Source organism: Amycolatopsis sp. NPDC026612 (assembly GCF_040638285.1).
Taxonomy (GTDB): Bacteria; Actinomycetota; Actinomycetes; order Mycobacteriales; family Pseudonocardiaceae; genus Amycolatopsis.
Genome location: NZ_JBEZYB010000031.1, coordinates 54,405 through 79,543, shown reverse-complemented (window position 1 = coordinate 79,543; position 25,139 = coordinate 54,405). Strand labels below are relative to the sequence as shown.

Annotated in this window: 28 protein-coding genes and 2 pseudogenes; 14 read left to right on the top strand and 16 right to left on the bottom strand. The window is 71.2% G+C overall.

Going from position 1 to position 25,139, the window contains the following annotated elements; translation table 11 throughout:
- Positions 1 to 11: 11 nt before the first annotated feature.
- Both sucB and lpdA read right to left on the bottom strand, forming a co-directional pair.
- Positions 12 to 1,805, bottom strand: a complete 1,794-nt coding sequence (gene sucB, locus AB0F15_RS26015; protein ID WP_360275261.1) for a 2-oxoglutarate dehydrogenase, E2 component, dihydrolipoamide succinyltransferase — start codon at positions 1,803 to 1,805, stop codon at positions 12 to 14.
- Positions 1,806 to 1,861: 56 nt separating this feature from the next.
- Positions 1,862 to 3,235 (bottom strand): dihydrolipoyl dehydrogenase, encoded by a 1,374-nt coding sequence (gene lpdA / locus AB0F15_RS26010; protein WP_360275258.1) that lies wholly within the window; start codon positions 3,233 to 3,235, stop codon positions 1,862 to 1,864.
- A gap of 181 nt (positions 3,236 to 3,416) precedes the next feature.
- On the opposite strand from lpdA, the gene AB0F15_RS26005 reads away from it, so the two are divergent.
- Positions 3,417 to 3,761 (top strand): oxidoreductase, encoded by a 345-nt coding sequence (locus tag AB0F15_RS26005; RefSeq protein WP_360275255.1) that lies wholly within the window; start codon positions 3,417 to 3,419, stop codon positions 3,759 to 3,761.
- Here the strand turns inward: AB0F15_RS26005 and AB0F15_RS26000 are convergent.
- Genes AB0F15_RS26000 through AB0F15_RS25990 form a run of 3 tightly spaced genes read right to left on the bottom strand, consistent with a single transcriptional unit; the run spans position 3,758 to position 6,764 of the window.
- Positions 3,758 to 4,210 carry a GNAT family N-acetyltransferase gene (locus AB0F15_RS26000; protein WP_360275252.1) on the bottom strand — a complete coding sequence of 151 codons (453 nt, stop codon included), beginning with the start codon at positions 4,208 to 4,210 and terminating at the stop codon, positions 3,758 to 3,760. The genes AB0F15_RS26005 and AB0F15_RS26000 overlap by 4 nt on opposite strands.
- A 10-nt stretch (positions 4,211 to 4,220) precedes the next feature.
- The gene (locus AB0F15_RS25995) at positions 4,221 to 5,264 is read right to left on the bottom strand and encodes an SMI1/KNR4 family protein (RefSeq protein ID WP_360275250.1); all 1,044 of its coding nucleotides are present in this window, start codon (positions 5,262 to 5,264) and stop codon (positions 4,221 to 4,223) included.
- On the bottom strand, positions 5,265 to 6,764 hold the full coding sequence (locus AB0F15_RS25990; protein WP_360275247.1) for a leucyl aminopeptidase: 1,500 nt from the start codon (positions 6,762 to 6,764) through the stop codon (positions 5,265 to 5,267).
- Between the two features lie 112 nt (positions 6,765 to 6,876).
- On the opposite strand from AB0F15_RS25990, the gene AB0F15_RS25985 reads away from it, so the two are divergent.
- Entirely contained in the window at positions 6,877 to 7,722 is an 846-nt protein-coding gene (locus AB0F15_RS25985) for a hypothetical protein (protein ID WP_360275244.1), read from the top strand.
- On the top strand, positions 7,715 to 8,389 hold the full coding sequence (locus AB0F15_RS25980; protein ID WP_360275241.1) for a DUF402 domain-containing protein: 675 nt from the start codon (positions 7,715 to 7,717) through the stop codon (positions 8,387 to 8,389). Before AB0F15_RS25985 ends, AB0F15_RS25980 begins: the two co-directional genes overlap by 8 nt.
- On the opposite strand, the gene AB0F15_RS25975 is transcribed toward AB0F15_RS25980, so the two are convergent.
- Positions 8,346 to 8,645 carry a hypothetical protein gene (locus AB0F15_RS25975; RefSeq protein WP_360275238.1) on the bottom strand — a complete coding sequence of 100 codons (300 nt, stop codon included), beginning with the start codon at positions 8,643 to 8,645 and terminating at the stop codon, positions 8,346 to 8,348. The two genes, AB0F15_RS25980 and AB0F15_RS25975, sit on opposite strands and share 44 nt — an antisense overlap.
- Positions 8,646 to 8,741: 96 nt before the next feature.
- On the opposite strand from AB0F15_RS25975, the gene AB0F15_RS25970 reads away from it, so the two are divergent.
- Complete coding sequence (locus tag AB0F15_RS25970; RefSeq protein WP_360275235.1) at positions 8,742 to 9,845, top strand: branched-chain amino acid aminotransferase; 1,104 nt, start codon at positions 8,742 to 8,744, stop codon at positions 9,843 to 9,845.
- Between the two features lie 46 nt (positions 9,846 to 9,891).
- Here the strand turns inward: AB0F15_RS25970 and cobT are convergent, their stop codons facing one another.
- On the bottom strand, positions 9,892 to 10,968 hold the full coding sequence (gene cobT / locus AB0F15_RS25965; protein ID WP_360275232.1) for a nicotinate-nucleotide--dimethylbenzimidazole phosphoribosyltransferase: 1,077 nt from the start codon (positions 10,966 to 10,968) through the stop codon (positions 9,892 to 9,894).
- A 149-nt stretch (positions 10,969 to 11,117) separates the two neighbouring features.
- On the opposite strand from cobT, the gene AB0F15_RS25960 reads away from it, so the two are divergent.
- Positions 11,118 to 11,813 carry an IspD/TarI family cytidylyltransferase gene (locus AB0F15_RS25960; RefSeq protein ID WP_360275229.1) on the top strand — a complete coding sequence of 232 codons (696 nt, stop codon included), beginning with the start codon at positions 11,118 to 11,120 and terminating at the stop codon, positions 11,811 to 11,813.
- 3 nt (positions 11,814 to 11,816) lie between these two features.
- Here the strand turns inward: AB0F15_RS25960 and AB0F15_RS25955 are convergent, their stop codons facing one another.
- The gene (locus AB0F15_RS25955; RefSeq protein ID WP_360275226.1) at positions 11,817 to 12,266 is read right to left on the bottom strand and encodes a hypothetical protein; all 450 of its coding nucleotides are present in this window, start codon (positions 12,264 to 12,266) and stop codon (positions 11,817 to 11,819) included.
- A 136-nt stretch (positions 12,267 to 12,402) separates the two neighbouring features.
- On the opposite strand from AB0F15_RS25955, the gene AB0F15_RS25950 reads away from it, so the two are divergent.
- The 3 genes from AB0F15_RS25950 to AB0F15_RS25940 are packed head-to-tail and all read left to right on the top strand — an operon-like array spanning position 12,403 to position 14,196.
- Positions 12,403 to 13,152 (top strand): GntR family transcriptional regulator, encoded by a 750-nt coding sequence (locus tag AB0F15_RS25950; protein ID WP_360275224.1) that lies wholly within the window; start codon positions 12,403 to 12,405, stop codon positions 13,150 to 13,152.
- Complete coding sequence (locus tag AB0F15_RS25945; protein ID WP_360275221.1) at positions 13,149 to 13,991, top strand: phosphoribosylaminoimidazolesuccinocarboxamide synthase; 843 nt, start codon at positions 13,149 to 13,151, stop codon at positions 13,989 to 13,991. Before AB0F15_RS25950 ends, AB0F15_RS25945 begins: the two co-directional genes overlap by 4 nt.
- Positions 13,984 to 14,196, top strand: a complete 213-nt coding sequence (locus AB0F15_RS25940; protein ID WP_360275218.1) for a hypothetical protein — start codon at positions 13,984 to 13,986, stop codon at positions 14,194 to 14,196. The genes AB0F15_RS25945 and AB0F15_RS25940 overlap by 8 nt, the downstream gene beginning before the upstream one ends.
- Here AB0F15_RS25940 and AB0F15_RS25935 read toward each other — a convergent pair.
- A complete protein-coding gene (locus AB0F15_RS25935) occupies positions 14,193 to 15,182 on the bottom strand; it encodes an aldo/keto reductase family protein (RefSeq protein ID WP_360275215.1) in 990 nt (329 codons plus the stop codon). The two genes, AB0F15_RS25940 and AB0F15_RS25935, sit on opposite strands and share 4 nt — an antisense overlap.
- Positions 15,183 to 15,326: 144 nt before the next feature.
- Positions 15,327 to 15,974, bottom strand: a complete 648-nt coding sequence (locus AB0F15_RS25930) for a DUF3043 domain-containing protein (protein WP_360275213.1) — start codon at positions 15,972 to 15,974, stop codon at positions 15,327 to 15,329.
- A gap of 147 nt (positions 15,975 to 16,121) precedes the next feature.
- Between AB0F15_RS25930 and AB0F15_RS25925 the strand changes: the two genes are divergently transcribed.
- Positions 16,122 to 16,499 (top strand): iron-sulfur cluster assembly accessory protein, encoded by a 378-nt coding sequence (locus AB0F15_RS25925; RefSeq protein ID WP_360275211.1) that lies wholly within the window; start codon positions 16,122 to 16,124, stop codon positions 16,497 to 16,499.
- 102 nt (positions 16,500 to 16,601) lie between these two features.
- Here AB0F15_RS25925 and AB0F15_RS25920 read toward each other — a convergent pair whose 3' ends face one another.
- Positions 16,602 to 16,772 (bottom strand): hypothetical protein, encoded by a 171-nt coding sequence (locus AB0F15_RS25920; protein WP_360275208.1) that lies wholly within the window; start codon positions 16,770 to 16,772, stop codon positions 16,602 to 16,604.
- 148 nt (positions 16,773 to 16,920) lie between these two features.
- On the opposite strand from AB0F15_RS25920, the gene AB0F15_RS25915 reads away from it, so the two are divergent.
- A complete protein-coding gene (locus AB0F15_RS25915) occupies positions 16,921 to 17,913 on the top strand; it encodes a carbohydrate kinase family protein (RefSeq protein WP_360275206.1) in 993 nt (330 codons plus the stop codon).
- A 64-nt stretch (positions 17,914 to 17,977) separates the two neighbouring features.
- On the opposite strand, the gene asnB is transcribed toward AB0F15_RS25915, so the two are convergent.
- Entirely contained in the window at positions 17,978 to 19,912 is a 1,935-nt protein-coding gene (asnB, locus tag AB0F15_RS25910; RefSeq protein WP_360275203.1) for an asparagine synthase (glutamine-hydrolyzing), read from the bottom strand.
- Between the two features lie 185 nt (positions 19,913 to 20,097).
- On the opposite strand from asnB, the gene coxB reads away from it, so the two are divergent.
- Together coxB and AB0F15_RS25900 are read left to right on the top strand one after the other, a co-directional pair.
- A complete protein-coding gene (gene coxB / locus AB0F15_RS25905) occupies positions 20,098 to 21,042 on the top strand; it encodes a cytochrome c oxidase subunit II (protein ID WP_360275201.1) in 945 nt (314 codons plus the stop codon).
- A gap of 73 nt (positions 21,043 to 21,115) precedes the next feature.
- Positions 21,116 to 21,535 carry a cytochrome c oxidase subunit 4 gene (locus tag AB0F15_RS25900; RefSeq protein WP_360275198.1) on the top strand — a complete coding sequence of 140 codons (420 nt, stop codon included), beginning with the start codon at positions 21,116 to 21,118 and terminating at the stop codon, positions 21,533 to 21,535.
- 55 nt (positions 21,536 to 21,590) lie between these two features.
- On the opposite strand, the pseudogene AB0F15_RS25895 reads toward AB0F15_RS25900, so the two are convergent.
- Positions 21,591 to 21,790, bottom strand: a pseudogene (locus AB0F15_RS25895) (helix-turn-helix domain-containing protein); the annotation flags it as partial.
- Between the two features lie 78 nt (positions 21,791 to 21,868).
- Here AB0F15_RS25895 and AB0F15_RS25890 point away from each other — a divergent pair.
- Positions 21,869 to 22,264, top strand: a pseudogene (locus tag AB0F15_RS25890) (DMT family transporter); the annotation flags it as partial.
- Between the two features lie 181 nt (positions 22,265 to 22,445).
- On the opposite strand, the gene trpD reads toward AB0F15_RS25890, so the two are convergent.
- The 3 genes from trpD to AB0F15_RS25875 all read right to left on the bottom strand — a co-directional run bounded on the left by trpD (position 22,446) and on the right by AB0F15_RS25875 (position 24,373).
- On the bottom strand, positions 22,446 to 23,480 hold the full coding sequence (gene trpD / locus AB0F15_RS25885) for an anthranilate phosphoribosyltransferase (RefSeq protein ID WP_360275196.1): 1,035 nt from the start codon (positions 23,478 to 23,480) through the stop codon (positions 22,446 to 22,448).
- Between the two features lie 5 nt (positions 23,481 to 23,485).
- A complete protein-coding gene (locus AB0F15_RS25880; RefSeq protein WP_360275194.1) occupies positions 23,486 to 23,896 on the bottom strand; it encodes a hypothetical protein in 411 nt (136 codons plus the stop codon).
- A 63-nt stretch (positions 23,897 to 23,959) separates the two neighbouring features.
- Entirely contained in the window at positions 23,960 to 24,373 is a 414-nt protein-coding gene (locus tag AB0F15_RS25875) for a hypothetical protein (RefSeq protein ID WP_360275191.1), read from the bottom strand.
- A gap of 95 nt (positions 24,374 to 24,468) precedes the next feature.
- On the opposite strand from AB0F15_RS25875, the gene AB0F15_RS25870 reads away from it, so the two are divergent.
- A complete protein-coding gene (locus AB0F15_RS25870; RefSeq protein WP_360275291.1) occupies positions 24,469 to 25,092 on the top strand; it encodes a heme-copper oxidase subunit III in 624 nt (207 codons plus the stop codon).
- Positions 25,093 to 25,139: the final 47 nt, after the last annotated feature.

The window sequence follows — 25,139 nt, the reverse complement described above, 5'->3', positions numbered from 1 at the left end:
CGTTCAGCGGCTCAGAGGCCGAGTTCGCTCTCGAAGTTGCCCTCTTCCAGACGCTGCTTGATCGTCGTCAGGAAGCGGCCCGCGTCGGCCCCGTCCACTAGGCGGTGGTCGTAGGTCAGCGGCAGGTACGCCATCGACCGGACGGCGATCGTGTCGTTGCCGTCGGCGTCCGCGACCACGACCGGGCGCTTGACGACCGCGCCCGTGCCCAGGATGCCCGACTGCGGCTGCACGATGATCGGCGTGTCGAACAGCGCGCCGACGCTGCCGATGTTCGTGATCGAGAAGGTGCCACCGGACAGCTCGTCCGGCTTGATCTGGCCCGACCGCGCCCGTCCCGCCAGGTCGGCGATCCGGTGCGCGAGACCGGCCAGGCTCAGCTCGCCCGCGTCGTGGATCACGACCGAGAGCAGGCCGCGCTCGGTGTCCACCGCGATGCCCAGGTGCACGGCGCCGTGGTAGGTGATCTCCTTCGTGTCCTCGTTGTAGGACGCGTTGACGTTCGGGTGCTGCTTGAGCGCCTCGACCGTGGCCTTCGCGAAGAACGGCAGGAACGTCAGGTTGACGCCCTCGCGCTCCTTGAAGCCCGCCTTCGCCCGCTGCCGCAGCTTGGCGATCTTGGTGACGTCGACCTCCTGGACCTGCGTGAGCTGCGCGGCGATCTGCAGCGACTCGCGGGTCTTGGTGGCCGTGATCTGGCGGATCCGGCTGGCCTTCTGCACCGTGCCGCGCAGCGCGGCCAGTTCCGGCGATACTGCGGCCGCGGGACGCGCGGCGGGCGCCGACGGGGCAGCGGCGGCGGCCGGCGCAGCAGCGGCCGGAGTGGCAGCCTGCTGCTTCTGCTTCTGCTTCTCCTCGGCCGCGGCCAGGACGTCCTGCTTGCGGATCCGGCCGCCGACGCCGCTGCCGGTCAGCGACGCGAGGTCGATGCCGTGCTCCGACGCGAGCTTGCGGACCAGCGGGGTGACGTACGGGCCGTCCGCCGAGCCGTCCTTCGCCGCGGCGGCCGGGGCCGCCTCGGTCGCCTTGGCCGCGGGGGCGGCCTGCGGCTCGGGCTTCGGTTCCGGCTTGGGCTCGGGCTTGGGCTCGGGCTTCGACTCCTGAACCGGCTCCGGCTTGGGCTCGGGCTTCGGCTCCGGCTTGGGTTCCGGCTTCGGCTCGGACTCGGCCTTCGGCGCCGCACCGGCGTCACCGATCACGGCCAGGACGCCGCCGACCTCGACGGTCTCGTCCTCGCCCGCGCGGATCTCCAGCACCGTGCCGGCCACCGGCGACGGCACCTCGGTGTCCACCTTGTCGGTGGAGATCTCGAGCAGTGGCTCGTCGACCTCGACCGCGTCGCCGACCTGCTTCAGCCAGCGCGTGACGGTGCCCTCGGTGACGCTTTCGCCCAGCTCGGGCAGCTTCACCTCGGTGCCTTCGCCGCCGGCGGCCGGCGCGGTGTCCGGCTTGCTCGGCGCGCTGTCGGAAGCCTGCGGCTCGGGCTCGGGCTCGGAGGACTGCTCGGGCTCCGGCTCGGACTTCTGCTCGTCCTGCGCCGGGGCGGAGGACTCCGGCACGCCGCCGGTGCCGTCGTCGATCACGGCGAGCTCGCCGCCGACCTCGACGGTCTCGTCCTCCTGGGCGCTGATCTTCACGACCGTGCCCGCCACCGGGGAGGGCACCTCGGTGTCGACCTTGTCGGTCGAGATCTCGAGCAACGGCTCGTCGACCTCGACGGTGTCGCCCTCCTGCTTAAGCCACCGGGTGACGGTGCCTTCGGTGACGCTCTCCCCGAGCTCCGGCAGTGTGACGGAGTAGGCCATCGTTCGCTGACTCCTCTTTCAAGATTCTGCGTGGTCTGGATTCTGCTGGTGGGACGTCAGCTGTGCACGTGCAGCGGCTTGCCGGCCAAGGCAAGGAACGCTTCACCGAGGGCCTCGGTCTGGGTCGGGTGGGCGTGGATGAGGGGGGCGACGTCCTCGGGGAAGGCTTCCCAGCTGTAGATCAGCTGCGCTTCGCCGATCAGCTCGCCGACGCGGTCGCCCACCATGTGTACACCCACGACGGGGCCGTCCGGCGCCTTGATCAGTTTCACCCCGCCGGAGGTCTTGAGGATCTGGCTCTTGCCGTTGCCGCCGAGGTCGTAGGTGAACGTCGTGACGTCGGAGCCGTACTTGTCCTTGGCCTGCGACTCGGTCAGCCCGACCGACGCGACCTCCGGGTGCGAGTAGGTGACCCGCGGGATGCCGCTCTCGTCGATCACGCGCGGGTTCTGCCCGGCGATCTCCTCGGCGACGAAGATGCCCTGCTGGAAGCCGCGGTGGGCGAGCTGCAGGCCGGGGACGATGTCGCCGACGGCGTACACGTTCGGGAGGTTGGTGCGCAGCCGCTCGTCGGTGAGGACGAAGCCGCGCTCGATCTTGACGCCGGCCTCCTCGTAGCCGTGGCCCGCCGAGTTCGGCCCGCGGCCGACGGCGACCAGCAGCAGGTCGGCCTCGATGGTCTCGCCGGACTCCAGCGAAACGCTCACGCTGGTGTCGTCCTGCTTCGCGCCGGTGAACTTCACACCGGTCTTGAAGGCGATCTTGCGGCGGCGGAAGGCGCGCTCGAGCTGCTTGGACGCGAACTCGTCCTCGTTCGGGACCAGCCGCGGCAGGGCCTCGACGATGGTGACGTCGACGCCGAAGGAGGCCCAGACGCTGGCGAACTCGACGCCGATGACGCCGCCGCCCAGCACCACGACCTTCTTGGGGACGTAGTCGAGGGAGAGGGCCTGCTCGCTGGCGATGATGCGGCCGCCGAGCTCCAGGCCGGGCAGCGTGCGCGAGTACGAGCCGGTGGCGAGGATGACGTTCTTGCCGGTGTAGCGGGTGCCGTCCACCTCGACGGTCGTGCCGCCGACGAACGTGCCGCTGCCCTCGACGAGGTTCACCTTGTGCGCCTTGGCCAGGCCCTGCAGGCCCTTGTACAGGCGGGAGACGATCCCGTCCTTGTACTTGTTGACCCCGGCGATGTCGATGCCCTCGAAGACGGCCTTGACGCCGACCGCTTCGGCTTCACGGGTTTCGTCGGCGACCTCGGCGGCGTGCAGCAGGGCCTTGGTCGGGATGCAGCCCCGGTGGAGGCACGTCCCGCCCAGCTTGTCCTTCTCGATCAGCGTGACGGAAAGGCCCAGCTCGGCCGCGCGGAACGCCGCGGCGTAGCCGCCCGATCCGCCTCCCAGGATCACGAGGTCGGCGGAGGTGTCGGTCACTTCATTAGCTCCTCGGCAAGCAGTGGGGTGATGCTCTGTCGTCGCCCCTGCCCGGTATAACCGCGCGCGCGACACCGCCATCTTGTCACTAGGCCGGACGGGGCTGCGAGCTAGCCGGGTGTGCGACGCCGACCACACGCGGACATCGGGATAATGACGGAGGGATGTCTCGGGAGGAGAGGTGGTCGAGGTGGGGCTCTTCGACTCGCTGCGCAGGCGGGCCAAGGGTGGGCGACGGGCCGGTACGCTGCGGAAAGCCAGCTCCGAGGACACCCGCCACCTCGACGAGTGGGCGACCTCCCGGAGGGGGGTCGAGGCCTTCGTGGAGCCGAAGACCAACGTCACCGACACCACTGTGGTGTTGATCGCCCACGACGGCGAATGGACCCGCCGCCGGATCGGCAGCCTGGAGGCCGCGCAGCAGTTCGGGCACCGCCGGTCGATCCCCGTCTACGAGGTCGCCCGCGTCGGCTACCCGAAGCGGATGCGCGAGTACACCGAGCGGAAGAAGCGCGGCCAGGTCTAAAGCTCGATCCGGCCGACCACCTCGCCGTTGAAGGTCTGCCCGGTGGGGCGGAAGCCCAGCTTGAGGTAGAAGTCCTCCGGCCCTCCTTCGAGCGGGATCCACAGCACGGTCGCGGCCTTCTGACCGCGCCGCCGGGCCTCTTCGAGGACGGTCTCGACGGCGAACCGGCCGTAGCCGCGGCCCTGGACGCCGGCGCCGACGTTGAGCCGCCAGATCCCGCAGCGGAAGAAGTCGAGCTCCGCGTGCGGGTCGAACGCGCCCATGACGAAGGCGACCGGTTCCCCGTCCCGGAGGATCAGCCGCGGCCAGGCGATGTCCGGCTGGGCGTAGGCCTCGGCGAGCGAGACGGCGACGGGCGCGACGAAGGCCTTCTGGTGTGGCTGGACGGCGAGCTGGCAGGCGGCGGCGACGTTTTCGGGCGTGATCTTCTCCGCGGTGAGGGTGGTCACGCGGTCCAAGCTAGCTCGCCTGGGCGAGCAGGGTGGCGTGCTGGACCAGCGCCGCGCGGAACGACCGGTGGACCGTGGTGCCGAGGACCGGGTCGACCTCGACCACGTGCCCGGCCGAAAGCAGCAGGACCGCGGGCTCCGAGAGGACCACGACGCCGTCCTCGGCGCGCAGGTCCGCGGTGCCCAGCAAGCGGGGAAACACCACGTCGGCGGGCAGGCCGTCGCAGGTGCGCAGGAATTCGCGGTGGTCCTCCGGCAGTTCGACGCCCAGCCGCAGCTCCGCCGAGCGGATCGCCGCCTCCGACGCCGGGGGCGGGAGAGCGGCCCGGCCGCTGTCCCGTGGTTCCGGCCCGGGCCGGGGTTCCGGCCCGGGCCGGGGTTCCGCCGGGCCGGTCGCCGTGGTGCGGCCGCGCAGCCGCAGGATTTCCTCGATCAGCCCGGACCACGTGCCCAGGTCCGGCGGGTACCGCTCGTGCAGCGCCGCGACCAGGGCACCCGCGCAGGTCGGAGCCCAGTCGCGCAGCCCGAGCGGGTCCGCGCCGGCCACCAGCGCCGGGGCGACGGTGCGGGTCGCCGCCACCGTCGCGACGTCGGGGCGTGGCCCGGCGAGGGAGGCCCAAAGCTCGAGGTCACCGTCGGCCAGCGCCGTGCGGACACGGTCCGGGCGCGCGGGCGCGACGTGCTTGACCACCTCCGCGATCGGGCCCGGCGGGAGGACGCCGTCCAGGGCGGAGACCGGCCTTCGCAACGAAGCCGTGTGCGCCCGCTCTTCGGCGTCGAGGTCGAGCGGCGGCAGGCCTGCCGCCCAGTCCGGACGCGCGCCCCGGGCTTCGAACAGCATCGCCCACGCGCGCGCCCGCACGGGCCCGGCGGCGAGCGCGTCGACCGGCCGTTCCGTGCGGGCCAGCCAGTGGGTGATCAGCCGGTCGGCCTCGTCGAGGGCGCCGGTGACCGCGAGCAGGAGAGCGGCGTACCCGATTTGCTCGTCCACAGTGGACGAAGCGGCGGTCAGGACGTCCCTGACCGCCGCTTCGAGGTATTCGCCCGGTTCCACTCAGCCGTTGGCGGCGATGTCCGCCAGCACCGCGGCGATCGACCGGACCGGCACGCCGGTGCCGCCCTTGCCGGTGTAGCCCCACGGGGAGCCGGTGTTGAACGACGGGCCTGCGATGTCGATGTGGACCCAGTCGAGGCCGTCGGCGACGAACTCGCGCAGGAAGATCCCGGCGGCCAGCATGCCGCCCCAGCGGTGGCCGGTCACGTTGGCCAGGTCGGCCAGGCGCGAGTCGAGGTCGGCGCGCAGTTCCTCCGGCAGCGGCATCGCCCAGCCGTTTTCGCCGGTGGCTTGCATGATCGCGGCGACGCGGTCGCGGAAGCCTTCCGAGCCCATCACGCCGGCGGTGCGGTTGCCGAGCGCGACGAGCTGGGCGCCGGTCAGCGTCGAGGTCTCGATCAGGTAGTCCGGGTTCTCCTCGGCCGCGCGCACCATGGCGTCGACCAGGACCAGGCGGCCCTCGGCGTCGGTGTTGAGCACCTCGACGGTCTTGCCGCCGTACATGGTCAGCACGTCACCCGGGCGGTACGACGTCCCCGACGGCAGGTTCTCCGCCAGCGGGATGTGCGCGACGACCTCGAGCGGGTACTTCAGCTTCGCCGCCAGCACCACGGCCGCGAGCACGCCGGCCGCGCCGGACATGTCCGAGGTCATGTGGTCCATGTTCGCGGCGGGCTTGAGCGAGATGCCGCCCGAGTCGAACGTGATGCCCTTGCCGACCAGCGCGACCTTCTTGGCGGCCTTGGCCGGCTGGTAGGCCAGGCGCAGCAGCCGCGGCGGGCGCGACGAGCCGCCGCCGACGCCGAGGATGCCGCCGAAGCCCTTGCGCTTCAGGGCCTTCTCGTCGAGCACCTCGAACTCGAGGCCGTTGTCCTCGGCCAGCTTCTTCGCGCGGTCGGCGAAGGAGGCCGGGTAGAGGTCGTTCGGCGGGGTGTTGATCAGGTCGCGGGCGACGATCACGGCCTCGGCGATGGTGCCGGCCGCCTTCAGCGTCGCCTTGTGCTCGCGGGCGGTGCCGTCGGCCGGGCTCGCGAAGTCGGCCTTCGCGAGCGGCGCGTCGCCCTTCTCGGAGCGGTAGGCGGTGAAGACGTAGGAGCCGAGGATCGTGCCCTCGACGGCGGCCTGCAGGTCGAGCTCGGACAGCGTGACGAACGCGCGGTCGGTGCCGGCCAGCGCGCGGCCGGCGGCACCCGCGGCGCGGCGGACCTGCTCGGGGGTGACGGCGTCGCCCTCCTTGCCCAGGCCGACGGCCAAGACCACACCGGCCCCGAGCTTGCCCAGCGTCGGGATCTTGACGACCTCTTCGGCCTTCCCGCTCGCGCCGAGGGTGGCGAGCAGGCCGGCGAGGCGGCCGTCGAAGGCGGCGTCCACGGCGGCGGCACCGGGTGCCAGCACCGGACCGGCGTCGCCCTGCAGGGTGCCGATGACGACCACGTCGGCGCGCGTCTTGGCCAGTGCCTCCCCGGTGTTGTCGGACAGGGCGAGCTTGGGCACGGTCACTTCTGGCTCCTCGCGCGTTCTCGGTGGCACCGGGCACCGGCCCGGTCGGGATCGTGAGCCATGCTAATGACGACCGGACCACGGGTGCACAGAGGGAGAGGGAGGGGACCGCGTGCGGCTGGGCGGTGGGCTGCTGGTGGCGCTGGCGGCCGGGGCGGCGGGCGCGGGCTGGTGGCTGCTCGCCGGGCTGGTGCTGGCCGCGGTCGCCGCAGGCGTGACGGCCCGGGTGCCGGAACCGGGGGACGCCCTGGTGGACCGGGTCGCGGTGGCCGTCGCGCGGCTGTCCGAAGTGGCGGTCTACGCGATCGCGTTCGGCGCCTACGTCTTCCCGGCGCACCGCGAAGCGGCCGCTGCGGCGTTCGTCGTCGTGGTCGCCGGCGCGGGGTTCGCCGGGCCGAAGATCCCGACGATCGTCGTACGGATCACCGGGGGACTGCTGCTCACCGCGGGGCTCGTGCTCGTCGCGGTGTGCGTGGCCGTGCCGCCGGTGGGGACCGCGGAGGCCCTGCGGCCCCCGGACTTCGCGGGCGTTCTCGTCGCCGCCGTGCTCACCCTGCCCTTCCTGCGGCCGGGCGGACGTGAGAAGGCGGGCCCGCGCGTGCTGCTGCTCGGCGCGGTCGCCCTCCTGGCCGCCTTCGCCGCGCTCCACCAGCTCGGCGCGGTGCGGCTCGGGCTGTCGCTCACCTCGCTGCGCGACCTGCTGTCCGCGGCCGACGCCGACGCGCTGCAGCCGCTGCTCACGGTCTTCGCCGTGGTCGCGACCGTGGTGCCCGCGTTCGCCGCCGGGACCGAGGTCCGGGCGCGGGCGGGGGTGCCGGGGCTCGCCGGGCTCGTCGTCGCCGCGGCGGCCGCGGCCCTGCTGCCGGTGTTGCCCGTACTGGTCGTCGCGGGGCTGGCGGCCGTGTTCGAGCTGCTACTGGGTGTACGCGCGCGCAGGTACAGTGGGACCCGTGAGTGATCGACGCTGGCGGCCGGGGGAAACCGTGGTCGAACGGTTCCACCGGCCCGACGGCTCGATCGGCCAGGTCCACCCGCTGCGCGTCCTCGAAGACGACGGCCACGTCCTGCGCGCCTGGCTGCCGGCGGGCACGCCGATCATCGGCAGCAGGCTCGCCGACGGCCGCGAACTGCGGGAAGCGCCCCTGGACCAGCGGTTCCGCATCCCGCGGGTGCCGGTCCCCGACTTCTGGCACCGCACGTCCACGCTGCGGCGCATCGCCGAGGACGAATGGTCGTCGGTGTGGTGGTTCTTCGACGCCACCGGCAAGTTCACGAACTGGTACGTCAACCTCGAGGTCCCGCTCGGCCGGAGTGTCGGCGCGGTGGACCGTATCGACGGCGTGCTCGACGTCATCGTCGACCCGGACGGCACCTGGCGCTGGGACGACGAGGACGAGGCCGAGGTCGCGATCGACGCCGGGCGGCTGACGCGGGAGCAGCTGGACCGGCTGCGCGCCGAGGGCGAGCGGATCGGCGCGCTGGCCGAGCGCGGCACCTACCCGTTCGACGGCACGGACACCGACTTCCGCCCGGACCCGGGCTGGCCGGCGCCCGAGCTCCCGCCCGGCCTGCTGGCCTCGCTCAGCCCGCGGTCAGGAGAAGGATCAGCGCCAGCACGGCGTTGACGACCGCGAGGATCACCACCGACTTCGTCGGGATGACGCGCGGGAACGCCTTGCCGTGGACCTTCCGCCACCACACGACGCCGAAGACGCCCGCGACGAGGCCGAGGAAGCCGCCGAAGCCGCTGCTGAGCACGGCCCAGCCGACCATGCCGAGCAGGCCGACGCCGAAAGTCAGCAGCACCGCGGTGACGAACGTCTTGACGTCGGCACCGGTGCTCTTGGGCCGGGGGACCGGCTCAGTGGAGTGGTAGGTCACCAGCGCATCCTAGAGTCATCACGCCGCGGGCGCGGGGGACCCGGAACACATGGACATCCGACTAACGCGCTTCCGAGCAAGCGGTATCGTCTAACCATGACGACCACGACACAGTTCGCCCATGCCCCGCACCCGAGTCCTGCGAGCGCGGACCGTGTCGCGGAGGTACTCACCGCCCCCGGTTTCGGGGTGCACTTCACCGACCACATGGTCACCGTCAAGTGGTCGAAGGCCGAGGGCTGGCACGACGCCCAGGTCGGCCCGTACGCCCCCTTCACGCTCGACCCGGCGACGTCGGTGCTGCACTACGGCCAGGCCATCTTCGAGGGTCTCAAGGCCTACCGCCAGCCGGACGGCTCGATCGCGTCGTTCCGCCCGGACGCCAACGCCCTCCGGTTCCGGCAGTCGGCCGAGCGGCTCGCCATGCCGCAGCTGCCCGAGGACGTCTTCATCGAGTCGCTGCGGGAACTCGTCGCCGTCGACAGCCGGTGGGTGCCCACCCGGCAGGGTGATGCGCTGTACCTGCGGCCGTTCATGATCTCGACGTCCACCGGGCTCGGCGTCAACAGCCCGGCCGTCGACTACGTCTACACGGTCATCGCCTCCCCGGCGGGGTCGTACTTCGCCGGTGGCGTGAAGCCGGTCAGCGTCTGGCTGTCCACCGAGTACGTCCGCGCGGCGCCCGGCGGCACCGGCGCGGCCAAGTGCGCCGGCAACTACGCGGCGTCGTTCGTGGCGCAGGCGCAGGCCGTCGAGAAGGGCTGCGACCAGGTGGTCTGGCTCGACGCGGTCGAACGGCGCTGGGTCGAGGAGATGGGCGGGATGAACCTGTTCTTCGTCTTCGGCTCCGGTGAGGACGCCCGGCTGGTGACCCCGGAGCTGACGGGCTCGCTGCTGCCCGGCGTCACCCGCAAGTCGCTGCTGCAGCTCGCTGCGCGGCTGGGGTACAAGATCGAAGAGCGCCGCATCTCCACCGAGGAGTGGGAGAAGGCGGCGGCGTCCGGCGAGCTGACCGAGACGTTCGCCTGCGGCACCGCGGCGGTGATCACCCCGGTCGGCCACGTGAAGCACGGCGGTGGCGAGTTCACCATCGCCGACGGGCAGCCGGGCACGCTGACGATGAAGCTGCGTGAAGAGCTGACGGGGATCCAGGAGGGCACCCGCCCCGACCCGGACCACTGGATGATCAAGCTCGGCTGACGGCAGGCGAAACGGCCCCCGCACCTCGGTGCGGGGGCCGTTTTCGTCAGGAAGCGGGAGCGGTGATCAGCGGACCGGAAACCCCGGCCTGGTCGTGGGTGGCCGTCTCGGCGAGGACGCGGGCGGCCATCATCAGCAGCGGCAGGGCGGTGACGGCGCCGGTGCCTTCGCCGAGCCGGATGTCCAGCTCCAGCAGCGGACCCAGGTCCAGGTGCTCCAGCGCCAGGGCGTGGGCCGGCTCGGCCGTCCGCTGGCCCGCCACCCACCAGCGGCGCGCGCCCGGGGCGAGATCCTCGGCGACGAGCGCCGCGGCGCACGCCACCAGGCCGTCCAGGATCACCGGCGTCCGCCGGACCGCGGCCTGGGCGAGGAACCCGGCCATCGCCGCGATGTCGGCGCCTGCCGTGGTGCGCAGCAGGGCGACCGGGTCGGCGAGCACCACGCGGGCCCGGCGCAGGGCGTCGCGCACCGCCGTCGCCTTGCGCATCCAGGCGTCGTCGTCGATGCCGGAGCCACGGCCGACCACCGCGACCGGCTCGCTGCCGGTCAACGCCGCCACCAGCACCGACGCCGGCGTGCTGTTGCCGATCCCGAGGTCACCGGGGATGAGCAGGTCCGCCCCGCCGTCGACCTCGGCGTCGGCGATCGCGATCCCGGCGCGGACGGCGGCCTTCGCCTCGTCGGTGCTCAGCGCGTCTTCGACGTCGATGGAGCCCGAGCCGCGGCGGACCTTGAACTCGCCGATCGCGCGGGTCGCCGGGGCTTCGGTGTCCACGGCCAGGTCGACGACGCGCACGCTCGCGCCCGCGGCGGCGGCCAGCACGTTGATCGCGGCGCCGCCGGTGAGCATCGTGCCCAGCAGCTGCGCGGTGACCTCGGCGGGATAGGCGGAGACCCCCTTCGCGGCGATGCCGTGGTCCCCGGCGAACACGACGACGCGCGGCCGGGTGAACGGCCGCGGCGGCGACTGGCCCTGGCAGGCGGCGATCCAGACGCCCAGCTCTTCGAGCCGCCCCAGCGACCCGGCGGGTTTGACGAGCTTGTCGTGCAGCGCGATCGCCGCGGACCGCGCGTGTTCGTCGGGCGGGGTGATCTCGGGGAACTCGATGTTTTCCGGCTCCACACCAGGCCCTTCCTGTTCCAGGCAACGCTGTGGCCAACCTACCGGGCACCCGGGGCGGCGAGTCTCGCGGCACGGGGAGACGGCGGCGGCGGGGGCCGCCGGCCCACGCGTCCGGCCGCGCTTCCGGGTGCCCAGTAGTCTCGCGGCTCGTGGAGACGACGGCGGCCGCGGTGGTGCTGGCCAGTGGCGCGGGGACCCGCGTCGGCGCGAAGCTGAACAAGGTCTACCTGCCGCTCGCCGGCCGGCGGATCGTGGCCTGGTCCCTCGACGCCTTCGCCAAGGTGCCCGGCATCGGGGTGCTGGTGCTGGTGATCCGGCCCCAGGACCGGGAACTCGCCGAAGAGGTGCTCGCCGGCTTCGGCGGCGACGTCGAGGTCGTGCCCGGCGGGGACACCCGTCAGGCGTCCGAGCTGAACGCGCTGCGCCACCTCGCGCCGCGGATAACAGGCGGCCGGGTCGACGCCGTGCTGCTGCACGACGCGGCCCGGCCGCTGGTCCACCCCGAACTGGTCGGTGCGGTGTTGACCCGGGCACGCGAGGACGGGGGGGCTGTGCCGGGCCTGGCCGCGGACGACGTCGTCGAGGTGGATGCCGGGCACCTGGTCGCCCAGGTGCCCGGCGCGATCCGCGTCCAGACGCCTCAGGGCTTCCGGGCCGGACCGCTGCTCGAGGCCTACGAGAAGGCCGAACGCGAAGGCTTCGTGGGTACGGACACTTCGTCGTGCATGGAGCGGTTCTCCTCCCTGCCGATCCGCTGGGTCCCGGGGGCTCCCGAAAACCTCAAGATCACGTACCCCCACGACCTGGTCGTCGCGGAGCGGCTGCTCGCCCGCCGAGCCCGGTGACCGCTAGGCGCACGCGGGCGGGCCGTCGTCGTCGTCTCCCCCCGGGGTGAGTCCGGTCGGCCGGATGGTCACGTCCTGCCGCAGCTCCGGCGGGATCCGGCAGTCCGGCTGTGGCCGGAGTGCCTGCAGCGGCGCGCCCGGGGTGCCGGGCTCCGCCAGGGTGAGCACCGCCCGCAGCGTCCAGACCGGGGTGGCGTGGTACTGCCAGGTGACGACCCGCGGGCTGAAGACGTCCGTGCCCGGGAAGGTCGGCACCCGGTAGGCGCTGGCCCGGTGCTCGTCGCGGAGGATGATGACGTCCGCGCAGGTCGGCCACCGGTGCACGGCCGCGTAGAGCTCCGGCGCCTCGCGGCCGCCGAACAGGTGCAGCACCCAGTTGCGGCGCCGGAGTTCCTCGAGGAGTTCCTCGAGGCCCTGGCCGCTGGAGCCGGTGTGCGGTGTGGGCGGGGACACACTTTAGAGGGTAGCTTGCGTACTAGAGCGCAGTCCAGAGCGTGTACTAGTACACCTGGGTGGTTCTGAACAGCCCTTTGTGGGACACCCCTCGGCGTGCTAGAACACTTGTGCGTAGTCCCTGTGAGGAGCCGCCTTGCCCACCCTCGACCGCCCTGAGCCGCCGTACCTGCAGATCGCGGGCCGGATCCGTGACGACATCCTGTCCGGCCGGCTGCAGGAGGGCGACGCAGTGCCGTCCGCCCGCGAGATAGCGCGCACCTGGACCGTCGCGATGGCGACGGCCACCAAGGTGCTGGCCACGCTCCGCTCGCAGGGGCTCGTGCGGCCCGTGCGCGGCGTCGGCACGGTCGTCGACCGCGGCGGCCTGCACCGCACGGCCCGCGACCGCACCACCGCCGTGGCGCGGACGGGCCGGATCTACCCGCCGGGCCACTACGCAGTGATCCGGTCGGCGGGCCTCGAGCCGGTGCCCGAACGCGCCGCCGCCGCACTCGGCCTGGAGGAGGGCGCCCCGGCGATCCGCCGTCGGCGCACCACCTACGGTCCCGACTCGCGGCCGCTGTCGACGTCGACGTCGTGGTTCGACGGCGCACTGTCGGCGAAGGCCCCGGCGCTGCTGGTGGCGGAGCGGATCGTCGAGGGCACCGCGGCCCACGTGGCGGCCCGGCTCGGCACGAAGATCGCGACGACGCAGGAACGGCACGCGGCGGGCCGGGCGGGCGAGGAGGAGACGGCCGAGCTGGGGCTGCCCGCCGGGTCGCCGGTGCTGCTCGGCCGGAGCACCTTCCTGGCGGCCGACGGGACGGTCGTCGAGTACGGCGAATCCGCCGCCTTGCCCGGCCACTGGGTTTTCTACGAGTACACGACTGAGGACGGCGAATGAAGCACATCCACGCGGGCAAGGTCCGTGACCTGTACGAACTCGGCGGCGGGGACATCCTGCTCGTCGCGTCCGACCGTGTCTCGGTCTACGACGTCTCGCTGCCGACGCCGATCCCGGACAAGGGCAAGCTGCTCAACCAGCTGTCCGCGTGGTGGTTCGACCGGATGACCGACGTCGTCCCGAACCACGTCGTGTCGACCATCGACGTGCCGGAGGAGTTCGCCGGGCGCGCGATGCGCTGCAAGCCGCTGAAGATGGTCCAGGTCGAGTGCATCGCGCGTGGCTACCTCGCCGGTCTGGGCCTGCGGGAGTACCAGCGCGACGGCAGGATTTCCGGCGTCGCGCTGCCGCCGGGGCTGGTCGAGGGCGACAAGCTGCCGGAGCCGATCTTCACGCCGACGACGAAGATCTCCGACACCGGCCACGACGAGTTCATGACCTTCGACGAGGTCATGAACGAGATCGGCGAGGACACCGCGAAGCGGCTTCGCGAGCTGACGCTGGAGATCTACACGAAGGGCGCCGAACACGCCGCCGCGCAGGGCGTCATCATCGCCGACACGAAGCTGGAGTTCGGGTTCGACGCCGACGGCACGCTGACCCTGGGCGACGAGGTCCTGACGTCGGACTCGTCGCGGTTCTGGCCGGCCGACGAGTGGGAGCCGGGCCGCCCGCAGCACGCCTTCGACAAGCAGTTCGTGCGTGACTGGTCGCGTTCGACGGGCTGGGACCAGACCCCGCCCGGGCCGGAGATCCCCGCGGACATCGTCGAGCAGACGCGGCAGCGCTACACCGAGGTCTACGAGCGGATCACGGGGAAGACCTGGGTCCGTGGGTGACTACGACCCGTACCGGCTGATCGACGACGTCGAGAGCCTGCTCGCCTCCCACGGTCTCACGCCCTCGCGCCTGCCGGGACGCGGCGGCGACCGGCTGGCCGGTGCCGGCCGCCTCCTGCGCGGATTCGGCTTGGAGCCCCGGATGGCCCCCGAGGCCGCGTTCGACCTCGGGGTGCCGTTCCAGGGCCGGATCAACCAGGACTAGGGGCTCTTGGTCAGGCTCGCGTCGCGCTCGACGACGTCACCGAGCACCTCGTCGATGGCGGTCAGGAGGTCGGCGTCGAGCTTCTTGCCCGCCGCCTTGACGTTCTCGTGCACCTGCTCCGGACGCGAAGCCCCGATGATCGCCGAGGCGACGTTCGGGTTCTGCAGCACCCACGCGACGGCCAGCTGCGCGAGGCTCAGGCCGGCCTGCCGGGCGAGTGGTTCCAGCTCGGCGACGCGCTTGAGGACGTTGTCGTCGAGGAAGCGGGCGACCATGTCGGCGCCGCCCTTCTCGTCGGTGGCGCGCGAGCCCTCGGGGTAGGCCTGGCCCGGCTTGTACTTGCCGGTGAGCACGCCCTGTGCGATCGGCGACCAGACGATCTGGCTCAGGCCTTCGCGCTCGGAGGCGGGGATGACCTGGTCCTCGATGACGCGCCAGAGCATGTTGTACTGCGGCTGGTTCGACACGAGCGGGATCTTCAGCTCACGGGCGAGGGCCGCGCCGCGGGAGATCTGCTCGGCGGTCCACTCGGAGACGCCGACGTAGAGCACCTTGCCCTGCCGCACGAGGTCGGCGAAGGCGACCATGGTCTCTTCGAGCGGGGTGTGCCGGTCGAACCGGTGCGCCTGGTAGAGGTCGACGTAGTCGGTGCCGAGCCGCCGCAGGCTCGCGTGCGCCGATTCCATGACGTGCTTGCGGGACAGGCCCCGGTCGTTGGGGCCCTTGGGGCCGGTGGGCCAGTAGACCTTGGTGAAGATCTCCAGGCTTTCGCGGCGCTGCCCCTTGAGGCCGCGCCCGAGCACGGACTCGGCGGCGGTGTTGGCGTAGGCGTCGGCGGTGTCGAAGGTGGTGATGCCGGCGTCGAGGGCGGCCTGGATGCAGGCGTGCGCCCGATCCTCTTCGACCTGGGAACCGTGGGTGAGCCAGTTCCCGTACGAGATCTCACTGACGTTGAGGCCGCTGCGGCCGAGACGACGAAACTCCATGCCGCCAGCCTAGGCGGTAATCGTTTACTTTGCTAACGATCCGGGAGTGACTCCACCCTCGTCCGCCGCCCCGCGACGCTCGGGGCGGGCCGGACAGCAAGAAGCCGGGTGGAGGCTTGCTCCACCCGGCTTCTTCGATGTCGCTCAGTTGGGGATCGGGTCCCCGGGCTTCAGCCGTGGCTTCGGCATCCGCAGCCGCCGGATCTGGGACGCCCGCACGAACGCGTACCAGCCGATCGAGCGCCCGTTCGTCGTCTCCTTCGGGAACTTCTCCCGCACCAGCTTCGCGATCTTGCGGCCGTTCACGAAGCCCTCGATCGCCATCACCAGCAGCATCGCCGTGCACAGGAGCGTGATGTACGACTGCACCTGCGGCAGCGGCACCAGCAGCGCCAGGAACACCACGATGGCCAGCGGCATGAACAGGCCGAGCAGGTTGCGGCGGCTGTCGACCAGGTCGCGGACGTAGGCCTTGACCGGCCCGCGGTCGCGCGGCAGCAGGGCCTTGTCGTCGCCGCGCATCATCGCCTCGCGGCGCGCCTTGGCCGCCGCCCGGCGCTCGTCCTTGCTCTGCGGGTTCGCCTTGCGCAGCTCTTTGTTGCGCTTCATCGCCTCACGCATGGTGGTGGGCGGCGGCGCCACCGGGCCCCGCCGCTTCGCCTCCGCTTCGCGGCGCTTCGGCGTAGCTTTGCCCTTACTGGGCGTGTACGCCTTGCCGGCGACGTCGACGGCTTCGGCCGCCTCCGGCTCTTCGGCGGCGGTGTCTGTGGTGCTTCGGCGCAGGAACCTCACGTCATCAGGGTATTGCAGGCGTCACGCCGCCGGTAACCAGGTCGATCCATGTGCGACGATGGTGGGGGAACAGATCGGACGCTCCGGGTGTTGAAGACGTCAGCACGAGGAGTATCCGCAGCGAGTTCGACTTTATGAGGGAGTGCCATGACGACCGCTGAGCACGCCGGCGCGACGCAGGCCGCGACCGCCGAGGAGACCCACGGGGTCACGTTGACCGACACCGCGGCCGCCAAGGCGAAGGCTCTGCTCGAGCAGGAGGGCCGCGACGACATGCACCTGCGCATCGCCGTCCAGCCCGGTGGCTGCGCGGGCCTGCGCTACCAGCTGTTCTTCGACGAGCGCACGCTCGACGGTGACCTGTTCCGCGACTTCGACGGCCTCCGGGTCGCCGTCGACCGGATGAGCGCGCCGTACGTGTCGGAAGCCGTCATCGACTTCGTGGACACGATCGAGAAGCAGGGCTTCACGATCGACAACCCGAACGCCACCGGCTCTTGCGCCTGCGGCGACTCGTTCCACTGAGTCTCGGGCGCCACTGAGCTTCGGCAGCACGGGGCTTCGGCAGCACGTGAGAAAGGCCCCGCCCTCCGTTCGGAGGGCGGGGCCTTCTTCGTTCCTGCGGGCCTACACGTAGGCGTCGAGCTCGGCCACCTGGGCGTGGCACACCTCGTCGACCTCCCACGGCTGGGCCGTGACGCGGGGCAGCGGCAGGCTCTCGGCCTGCAGCGTTGCGGGGATGAGCGCACAGTCGGCGATCAGCTCGGACAGGGTCTCGGGTTCGGTGACGGCGTTCACGATTCGTAACGCTATTGATCCGCTCTCGACTGGAAAAGGAGTACCAGCCGGTAGTGTCGGCTGGGCGTGCGCGAACTACCCGGATGGGTCATGACCCGGAGGTAACTTCGCGCCTTTTGCCGTGAGGTCGAACACGAAGGAGCAGCCGGTGGCAGACAAGGCCAGGATCGCGGTGTCCGGCAGTATCGCGACCGACCACCTCATGCATTTCCCGGGCAGGTTCGCCGAGCAGCTGGTCGCCGAGCAGCTGCACCGCGTCTCGCTGAGCTTCCTCGCCGACGACCTCGTGGTCCGGCGCGGCGGCATCGGCGCGAACATCGCTTTCGGCCTCGGCGTGCTCGGCGTGCAGCCGGTCCTCGTGGGTGCCGTCGGCGCCGACTTCGCCGACTACCGCTCCTGGCTGGAGCGGCACGGGGTGGACACCTCGGGCGTGCACGTCTCCGAGGTCGCGCACACCGCGCGGTTCGTCTGCACCACCGACGAAGACCTCTGCCAGATCGCGACGTTCTACGCCGGTGCGATGGCCGAGTCCCGCACCATCGAGCTGCTGCCGATCGCCGAGCGCGTCGGCGTGCCGAGCCTCGTGCTGATCAGCCCGGACGACCCCGAAGGCATGATCCGCCACGCCGAGGAGTGCCGCCAGCGCGGCTACGCCTTCGCCGTCGACCCGTCGCAGCAGCTGGCCCGGATGACCGGCGAGCAGGCGCGCGCGTTCGTCGCCGGCGCGAAGTACCTCTTCAGCAACGACTACGAGTGGGAGCTGCTGCTCCAGAAGACCGGCTGGACCGAGGCCGACGTCCTCGACCAGGTCGGCCTGCGGATCACGACGCTGGGGGAGAAGGGCGTCGAGATCGTCGGCAAGGACGGCATCGCCCTGCAGATCGGCGCGGTCCCCGAGCGCACCAAGGCCGACCCGACCGGCGTCGGCGACGGCTTCCGCGCAGGCTTCCTGGCGGGTCTCGACGGCGGCCTGAACGTCGAGCGCGCCGCCCAGCTCGGCTCGCTGATCGCGGTGCTGGTGCTGGAGACGGTCGGCACCCAGGAGTGGACGTTCGACCGCGCCGAAGCGCTGGCCCGCATCGGCGACGCCTTCGGCCCGGACGCGGCGGAGGAGATCTCGGCGGTCCTGCCCCCGGCCTGACCGCTGGTGTGCCGAAGGCCCCGCACCGATACGATCCGGTGCGGGGCCTTCGCCGTGCAGAGCCTCAGAGCTTGACCGGGTACACCGGCTCCGGGATCTCGGGCTTGATCCGGTGCTCGACGAAGATGCCGTGCCACAGCATGAACACGATCAGCGCCCACAGCTGGCGGCTGCGGTCGAGCTGACCGGCCTTGTGCTCCTCCAGCAGGGCCAGGATCGCCTTCTTGTCCAGCAGCTCCTCGGTCTTCGAGTCGCTGATGATGCCCTTCGCCCAGTCGTACATCTCGTTGCGCAGCCACAGCCGGATCGGCACCGGGAAGCCGAGCTTGCGCCGGTTCAGCACGTGCGCCGGGATGATCTTCGCGAGCGCCTGGCGGAGCGCGTACTTCGTCGTCCCGTGCGCGAGCTTCTGGTCGAGCGGGATCGACGCGGCGACCTTGAACACTTCGGCGTCGAGGAACGGCACCCGCAGCTCCAGCGAGTTCGCCATCGTCACCTTGTCCGCCTTGACCAGGATGTCGCCGCGCAGCCACGTGTAGAGGTCGACGTGCTGCATGCGGGCCACCGGGTCCCAGCCGCGTGAGACGTCGTACCAGGGCGCCGTGACGTCCTTGAAGCCCACGCCCTCCTGGTAGGTGCGCAGGACGTTGCGCAGCTGGTCGTCGCGGAAGTTGCGGGCGTTGCCGTAGTAGCGGTCCTCCAGCGGCAGCGCGCCGCGGCGCAGCAGGTCCTTGCCGCGGGTGCCTTCGGGGATCTTCGTGGAGACCTTGCCGATCAGCTTCCGCATGCCGCCGGGGATCTTTTCGAACGGCGCCAGCGAAATCGGCTCGTTGTAGATCGTGTAGCCGCCGAACAGCTCGTCCGCGCCTTCGCCGGACAGCACCGCCTTGACGTGCTTGCGGGCCTCGCGGGCGATGAACCACAGCGGGACCAGCGCCGGGTCGGCCACCGGGTCGTCGAGGTACCAGACGATGAGCGGCAGCGCTTCCATCATCTCGTCCGCCGACACCGTGCGGACCACGTGCTTCACGCCGATCGCCGCGGCCGACTCGGCGGCGACGTCGACCTCGGAATAGCCCTCGCGCTCGAACCCGGTGGTGAACGCGATCAGGTTCGGGTTGTGCTCCTTGGCCAGCGTGGCGGTGGCCGTGGAGTCGATGCCGCCGGACAGGAACGCACCCACGGTGACGTCCGGGTCGGAGATCATGTGCTTGCCGACCGAGTCGCGCATCACGTCGGCGATGCGCTGGTGCAGCTCTTCGGCCTCGGCCTGCGTGTTCACCGGTTTCGCGGTGAACTGCGGGTGGAAGTAGCGCGTGAACTTCACCTCACCGCCGGGCACCACCTCGAACGACGTGCCGGACTCCACGCGCCGGATCGCCGTGTGCAGCGACTCGGGCTCGGGCACGTACTGCAGCACCAGGTAGTGCTGCAGGGCCGTCCGGTCCAGCTCCTGCGCGACCCCGAGGACGTCCGACAGCTCCAGCAGGCTCTTCTTCTCGCTGGAGAACGCCACGCCGCCGGGGCCTGCCGAGTAGAACAGCGGCTTGATCCCGAACGGGTCGCGCGCGCCGAAGACCCGCTTCTCCTGCGAGTCCCAGATCATGAAGGCGAACATCCCGCGCAGGCGCTTCACCCAGTCCGCGCCGAGGTAGTGGAAGCCGGCGACGATGGCCTCGCCGTCACCCTCGGTCTCGAACTTCGCACCGTGCTTCTCGGCGAGCTCCGCCCGCAGCTCCAGGTAGTTGTAGATCTCGCCGTTGAAGTTCATCGTGTACCGGCCCGGCGCCTCCGGCGGACCCCACACCAGCGGCTGGTGCGCGTGCTCGACGTCGATGAAGGCGAGCCGGTTGAAGCCGTAGACGACCTCGGCGTCGGCCCAGGTGTCCTGCTCGTCCGGGCCGCGGTGGCGCTGGCAGCGCATGGCCGCGCCGACGGCGTCACGCGCGTTCGCCGCGCCGGTCTCGGTCGCGCAGATCAGTCCAAGCAGGCCGCACACGGGTACTCACACACCTTCAGGGTCTTCGTCGGGCCGGGAAGGTGCCCAGTATGCCGGGGGCGCCGTGGTGAGTACCACGCGCGTCGATGGTTACCCCTTGGTCAGCGGAGCCCGCGAACTCGGCTAGGCTCCGCCCTGTCACGAAGATCGGTCGTAGGAGGCTCTGGGTGAAAGGGCGAGGCGCAGTGGGACAACCCGAGCGCACCCTGGGGAAGCGGACCGTGCGCGTTGCCGCGCTGGCCGTGCTGGTCGCGCTGACCGCGACGGGCTGCTCCGGCGACGAGATCCTGCGGTTCGGCTGGCCGGTCGGCGTCACGCAGCAGGCCGTGCAGATGCGCACCCTGTGGACCTGGTCCGTGGTGGCCGCGCTGGTCGTGGGCGTCATCGTGTGGGGCCTGATCTTCTGGACCGCGACGTTCCACCGCAAGAAGAAGACCGCCGACGGCGAGCCGGAGGAGCTGCCCCGGCAGTTCCAGTACAACATCCCGCTGGAGCTGTTCACGGTCGTCGTCCCGACGATCATGGTCGTGGTGCTGTTCTTCTTCACCGCGACGACGGAGTCGAAGGTCCTCGACAAGATCCCCAACCCGGACGTCAAGGTCCAGGTCGTGGCGTTCCAGTGGAACTGGGAGTTCAAGTACGAGGACGCCAACGCGGCGAAGCCCGACGGCAGCGGCCAGGTCAGCACGGTCGGCTCGTCCGGCGAGATCCCGCTGCTGGTGCTCCCGGTCGGCAAGACGATCCAGTACGACCTGGTCTCCACCGACGTCATCCACTCCTTCTGGGTGCCGGAGTTCCACTTCAAACGGGACGTCTTCCCGAACCCGGAGAAGAACAACCAGGACAGTTCCTTCCAGAACAAGATCGACCGCGAAGGCTCCTTCGTCGGCCGGTGCGCGGAACTGTGCGGCACCTACCACTCGGTGATGAACTTCGAGGTCCGCGCGCTGTCGGCGGACAAGTTCGACCAGTACATCTCGCTGCGCAAGCAGGTGAACCCGGCGACGGGCCAGACGTTCACCGCGGCCGAAGCGCTGGCGAAGATGAACTGCGGCGAGCTGTGCACCCCGCACGCGGTGACCACCCAGCCGTTCAACACCGACCGCACGGCGCGGACCGCGTCCAACTGACGACGCGGTGACAACCGGGGCTTCGCCCCGTGCCGGACCCCCGGAAGCGCGACAACAGGAGTAGGTAAGACCCATGAAGGCCGAAGCGCGAATTTTCTTCATCGTGGCGGGTTTCGCTGTGTTCATGGCCGCCGTGTACTGGTTGTGGACGGCGCTGGCCGCAACCCACGGTGCCGAGCCCGTGGGCATCGTCGCTCTGTTCCTCACCGGTGGCCTGGCGTTCCTCGCCGGGAGCTACATGCAGTTCGTCGCCCGGCGCATCGAACTGCGTCCGGAGGACCGCGAGGACGCGGAAATCAGCGACGGTGCGGGCGAGCTGGGCTTCTTCAGCCCGGGCAGCTACTGGCCGATCGGCATGGCGGCCACCGCCGCGCTGGCCGCCGTGGCGCTGGCGTTCTTCCACATCTGGCTGCTCGTCATCGCGCTGGTCGCGCTGCTCATCACGATCGGCGGCCTGGTGTTCGAGTACCACACGGGCCCCTCGCACGACTGACCTGCGGATCTTCGGAACCGGCCACCCCGCACTCGCGTGGTGGCCGGTTTTCGTTTCAGCCCCGGAAGGCCGTCCGGTAGGACGACGGGCTCGTCCCCCGCAGCCGGCTGAACTGGTGCCGCAGCGCGGCGCCGACGCGTACCCGCACGCCGTCGCGATGTCCTCGACCGACAGGCCGCCCTCTTCCAGCAGGGCCTGGGCCCGGTCCAGCCGCCGTTCGGTCAGCCGGCGGTGCGGGGTGGTGCCGGTGGCCGCCCCGCGCCCGGCCGCGTCGCGCAGCACCTCCAGCACCGGCTCGGGCGGCGGCGCGGTCCGGGGCGCGCACGTCGGCACGCGTCCTTCGTCGCGAAGCAGCTGAAGCACATCCACCCGCACCTGCTCGCGGCCGTGCAGACCACGGTGGGCGCGCTCGTTCTGGCGCCGCTGCTGCTGGTGACCCCGCTGCCGTCGACGACGTCGGGGCTGCTCTGGCTGGTGCTGCTGGGGACGGTCCACACGGCACTGATGTACGTGCTGATGTACGCGAGCATCGGCAAGCTGCCGACCACGACGGTGGCGCTGCTGTCGTACGTCTACCCGGTGGTGGCGGTCCTGGTGGACATCGCGTTCTACGGCCACCGCCCCAGCTGGCCGGAGGCCCTCGGCATGCTGGCGGTCCTGGCGGCCGCACTGGCCCCGGCGCCGCCACCCCACCGGCAACCAGCCCGCCAGTCGTGCTCAGCAACGTAACCCACGTGATTGGGGCCGTAACCCACGTGATTGGGGCCGTAACTCGCGAGATACGGGCCCAATCACGCGAGTTCCGGGCCCAATTACGTGAGATACGGGCCCAATTACGTGAGATACGGGCCCAATCACGTGAGATACGGGCCCGATCACGTGAGTTGCGGGGTGGGACACGTGAGTTTGGTCAGCTGAAGGCGATCCAGCGGTCCAGCAGGGTGGCTGCGGCTCCCGAATCGATCGCCTCGGCCGCCCGCACCAGACCCGCTCGGAGGTCGTCCTCCAGGGATTCCGAGAAGCCCGTGAAGGTTGCCAGCGCCGCTGCCGCGTTGATGAGCACGGCGTCGCGGACCGGGCCCGGCTTGCCGCGCACCAGTTCGCGGACCACCTCCGCGTTGGCCGCCGCGTCGCCGCCGCGCAGGTCCTCCGCCGTCGCGCGGGGGACGCCCAGCTCCGCCGGGTCGAGGGTGCGCTCGGTGACCGTGCCCTCGGACACCACCCACACCGTCGACGTCGTGGTCGTGGTGATCTCGTCGAGGCCGTCGTCGCCGCGGACCACCAGGGCGCGTGTGCCGCGGCGGGCGAACGTCTCCGCCAGCACCCGGGTCTTGTCGTGGTACGCGCAGCCGATCAGCGCGGCGCCCGGCTGGGCCGGGTTGGTCAGCGGGCCGAGCAGGTTGAACGTCGTCGGGATGCCGAGCTCGCTGCGCACCGGGCCCGCGTGCCGCAGCGCCGGGTGGAACGCCGACGCCAGGAAGAATCCGACGCCGACCTCGGCGAGGCTGCGCTGGACGTCCTCCGGCGGCAGGCTGATCCGCACCCCGAGGGTCTCCAGCACGTCCGCCGCGCCGGACTTCGAGGACGCGCTGCGGTTGCCGTGCTTGGCCACCGGCGCGCCGGCCGCCGCCGTGACGATCGTCGCCATCGTCGAGATGTTCACCGAGTTGGAGCCGTCGCCGCCGGTGCCGACGATGTCGACCGCCGGGCGGTCGAGCTCGACCCGCCGGGCGTGCGCCAGCATGGTGGCCGCCATGCCGTCGATCTCCTCGGGCGTCTCGCCCTTGGCGCGCAGGGCCACCGCGAACCCGGCGATCCGGGCCGGGCTCGCGGCGCCGCTCATGATCTGGTCCATCGCCCACGCCGTGTCGTCCGCGGCGAGGTCGACGCCCGCGATCAGCTGCTTGAGCAGGGCCGGCCAGCCGCGGGGGACCGGGGTGGTCACCGGGCTCAGCCGTTCACGACGGGGACCCGTCGCGCCCGCAGTACGTCGGCGACGGTCTCCGCGGCGGTCAGCGGGTCCAGCGGGTGCACCAGCACGGCGTCCGCCTGCGACCAGGTGGCCAGCCACCGGTCGTCCCGGCGCCGCACCGCGACGACGATCGGGGGGCACTCGGCGATCTCGTTCTTGAGCTGGCGGCAGAGGCCGATGCCGCCGGTCGGCTGCGCCTCGCCGTCGAGGATCGCCAGGTCGACGTTCCCCGCGTCCACCTCGGACAGAACGTCGGCGATGCCGTCCGCTTCGACGTAGTCCACGCGCGCCAGGTCGGCGGCGGGCCGCCGGCCGACCGCGTTCACGATCGCCTCGCGCACCTCCGCCTTGTGGCTGAACACCAGGACCCGCATCGACCGCTCGCCCATTGAGCACGCCTCCGTCTTGTCATCGCCCGACTCGCACGCCGATCGTATCGGCCGAGACCGACATCACGCGGGCGCCTCCGGCTGGAGCGCGTCCCAGCCGAGCGCGTCGCCGCCGAGCCGCTGCGCCAGACCCGCCATCCGGGACCGTTCCTGGGCGCAGTGCAGGGCGTCGAGCACCTGCACCCGGACCGCGAGCACGCGCGCCGGCTCCGCCGGAGGGGACTGTTCCCGCAGCTCGTAGCCGTCCTGCGCGAGGATCGACGCGGCCTCGGCGACCCGGTCCGGCGGGAGCAGCAGGTGGTGCCGCAGCACGGCCGGTGCCGCGCTGACCCATGCGGGTGAACCGGCGAGGACGGCGGAGTCCGCGACGACCGGGTCGAAGGCCTCCGCGACGATCTTCAGACCGGGCGCGTCGGCGCTCAGACCGGGCGTTTCCCGCTTCTTGACCAGGTCAAGAAGCCGGTCGAGTAAACCCATGAGTAGCTCTCACCTTCCCGGGCATCCGGTGTGATCGGTTACGCAGACGACCCGCCGTGGACCCACCCGGCGGAGCGGTGGTGCGAGAGGACATAATGCGACGCGTGACAACGGCAGCTCCCACCATCAGTCAGCGGGTCCACTCGCTGAACCGGCCGAACATGGTCAGTGTCGGCACCATCGTGTGGCTTTCCAGCGAGCTGATGTTCTTCGCCGGACTGTTCGCGATGTTCTTCACCGTCAAGGCGCAGAACGCGACCGGCCAGTGGCCGCCGCCGCTGCACGACGAGAAGTTCGAGCTCAACGTCGGGTACGCGATCCCGTTCACGATCATTCTCGTGCTGTCCTCGCTGACCTGCCAGTTCGGCGTGTTCGCCGCCGAGCGCGGCGACGTCTACGGGCTGCGCCGCTGGTACATCATCACGTTGATCATGGGCGCGATCTTCGTCGGCGGCCAGGCCAACGAGTACCACAACCTGGTCGAAGAGGGCATGACGATCCCGTCCGGCCCGTTCGGCACGGTGTTCTACCTCGCGACCGGTTTCCACGGCCTGCACGTCATCGGCGGGCTCATCGCCTTCGTGTACCTGCTCATCCGCACGAAACTGAGCAAGTTCACGCCCGCCCAGGCCACGTCGGCGATCGTCGTGTCCTACTACTGGCACTTCGTCGACATCGTGTGGGTCGGCCTGTTCGGTGTGATCTACCTCCTGCCGTGAGGGACGCACACCCAGCCGCCACCACCTTCACCATCGGCCTGAACTGA

What these genes read in the sequence shown, in the direction of transcription:
- AB0F15_RS25970 (WP_360275235.1), top strand. Translation starts at nt 8,742, where the DNA reads ATGACGACCACGACACAGTTCGCCCATGCCCCGCACCCGAGTCCTGCG.
- sucB (WP_360275261.1), bottom strand. Translation starts at nt 1,805, where the DNA reads ATGGCCTACTCCGTCACACTGCCGGAGCTCGGGGAGAGCGTCACCGAA.
- AB0F15_RS25945 (WP_360275221.1), top strand. Translation starts at nt 13,149, where the DNA reads ATGAAGCACATCCACGCGGGCAAGGTCCGTGACCTGTACGAACTCGGC.
- AB0F15_RS25900 (WP_360275198.1), top strand. Translation starts at nt 21,116, where the DNA reads ATGAAGGCCGAAGCGCGAATTTTCTTCATCGTGGCGGGTTTCGCTGTG.
- AB0F15_RS25870 (WP_360275291.1), top strand. Translation starts at nt 24,469, where the DNA reads ATGCGACGCGTGACAACGGCAGCTCCCACCATCAGTCAGCGGGTCCAC.
- AB0F15_RS25880 (WP_360275194.1), bottom strand. Translation starts at nt 23,896, where the DNA reads ATGGGCGAGCGGTCGATGCGGGTCCTGGTGTTCAGCCACAAGGCGGAG.
- AB0F15_RS25935 (WP_360275215.1), bottom strand. Translation starts at nt 15,182, where the DNA reads ATGGAGTTTCGTCGTCTCGGCCGCAGCGGCCTCAACGTCAGTGAGATC.
- AB0F15_RS25875 (WP_360275191.1), bottom strand. Translation starts at nt 24,373, where the DNA reads ATGGGTTTACTCGACCGGCTTCTTGACCTGGTCAAGAAGCGGGAAACG.
- AB0F15_RS25925 (WP_360275211.1), top strand. Translation starts at nt 16,122, where the DNA reads ATGACGACCGCTGAGCACGCCGGCGCGACGCAGGCCGCGACCGCCGAG.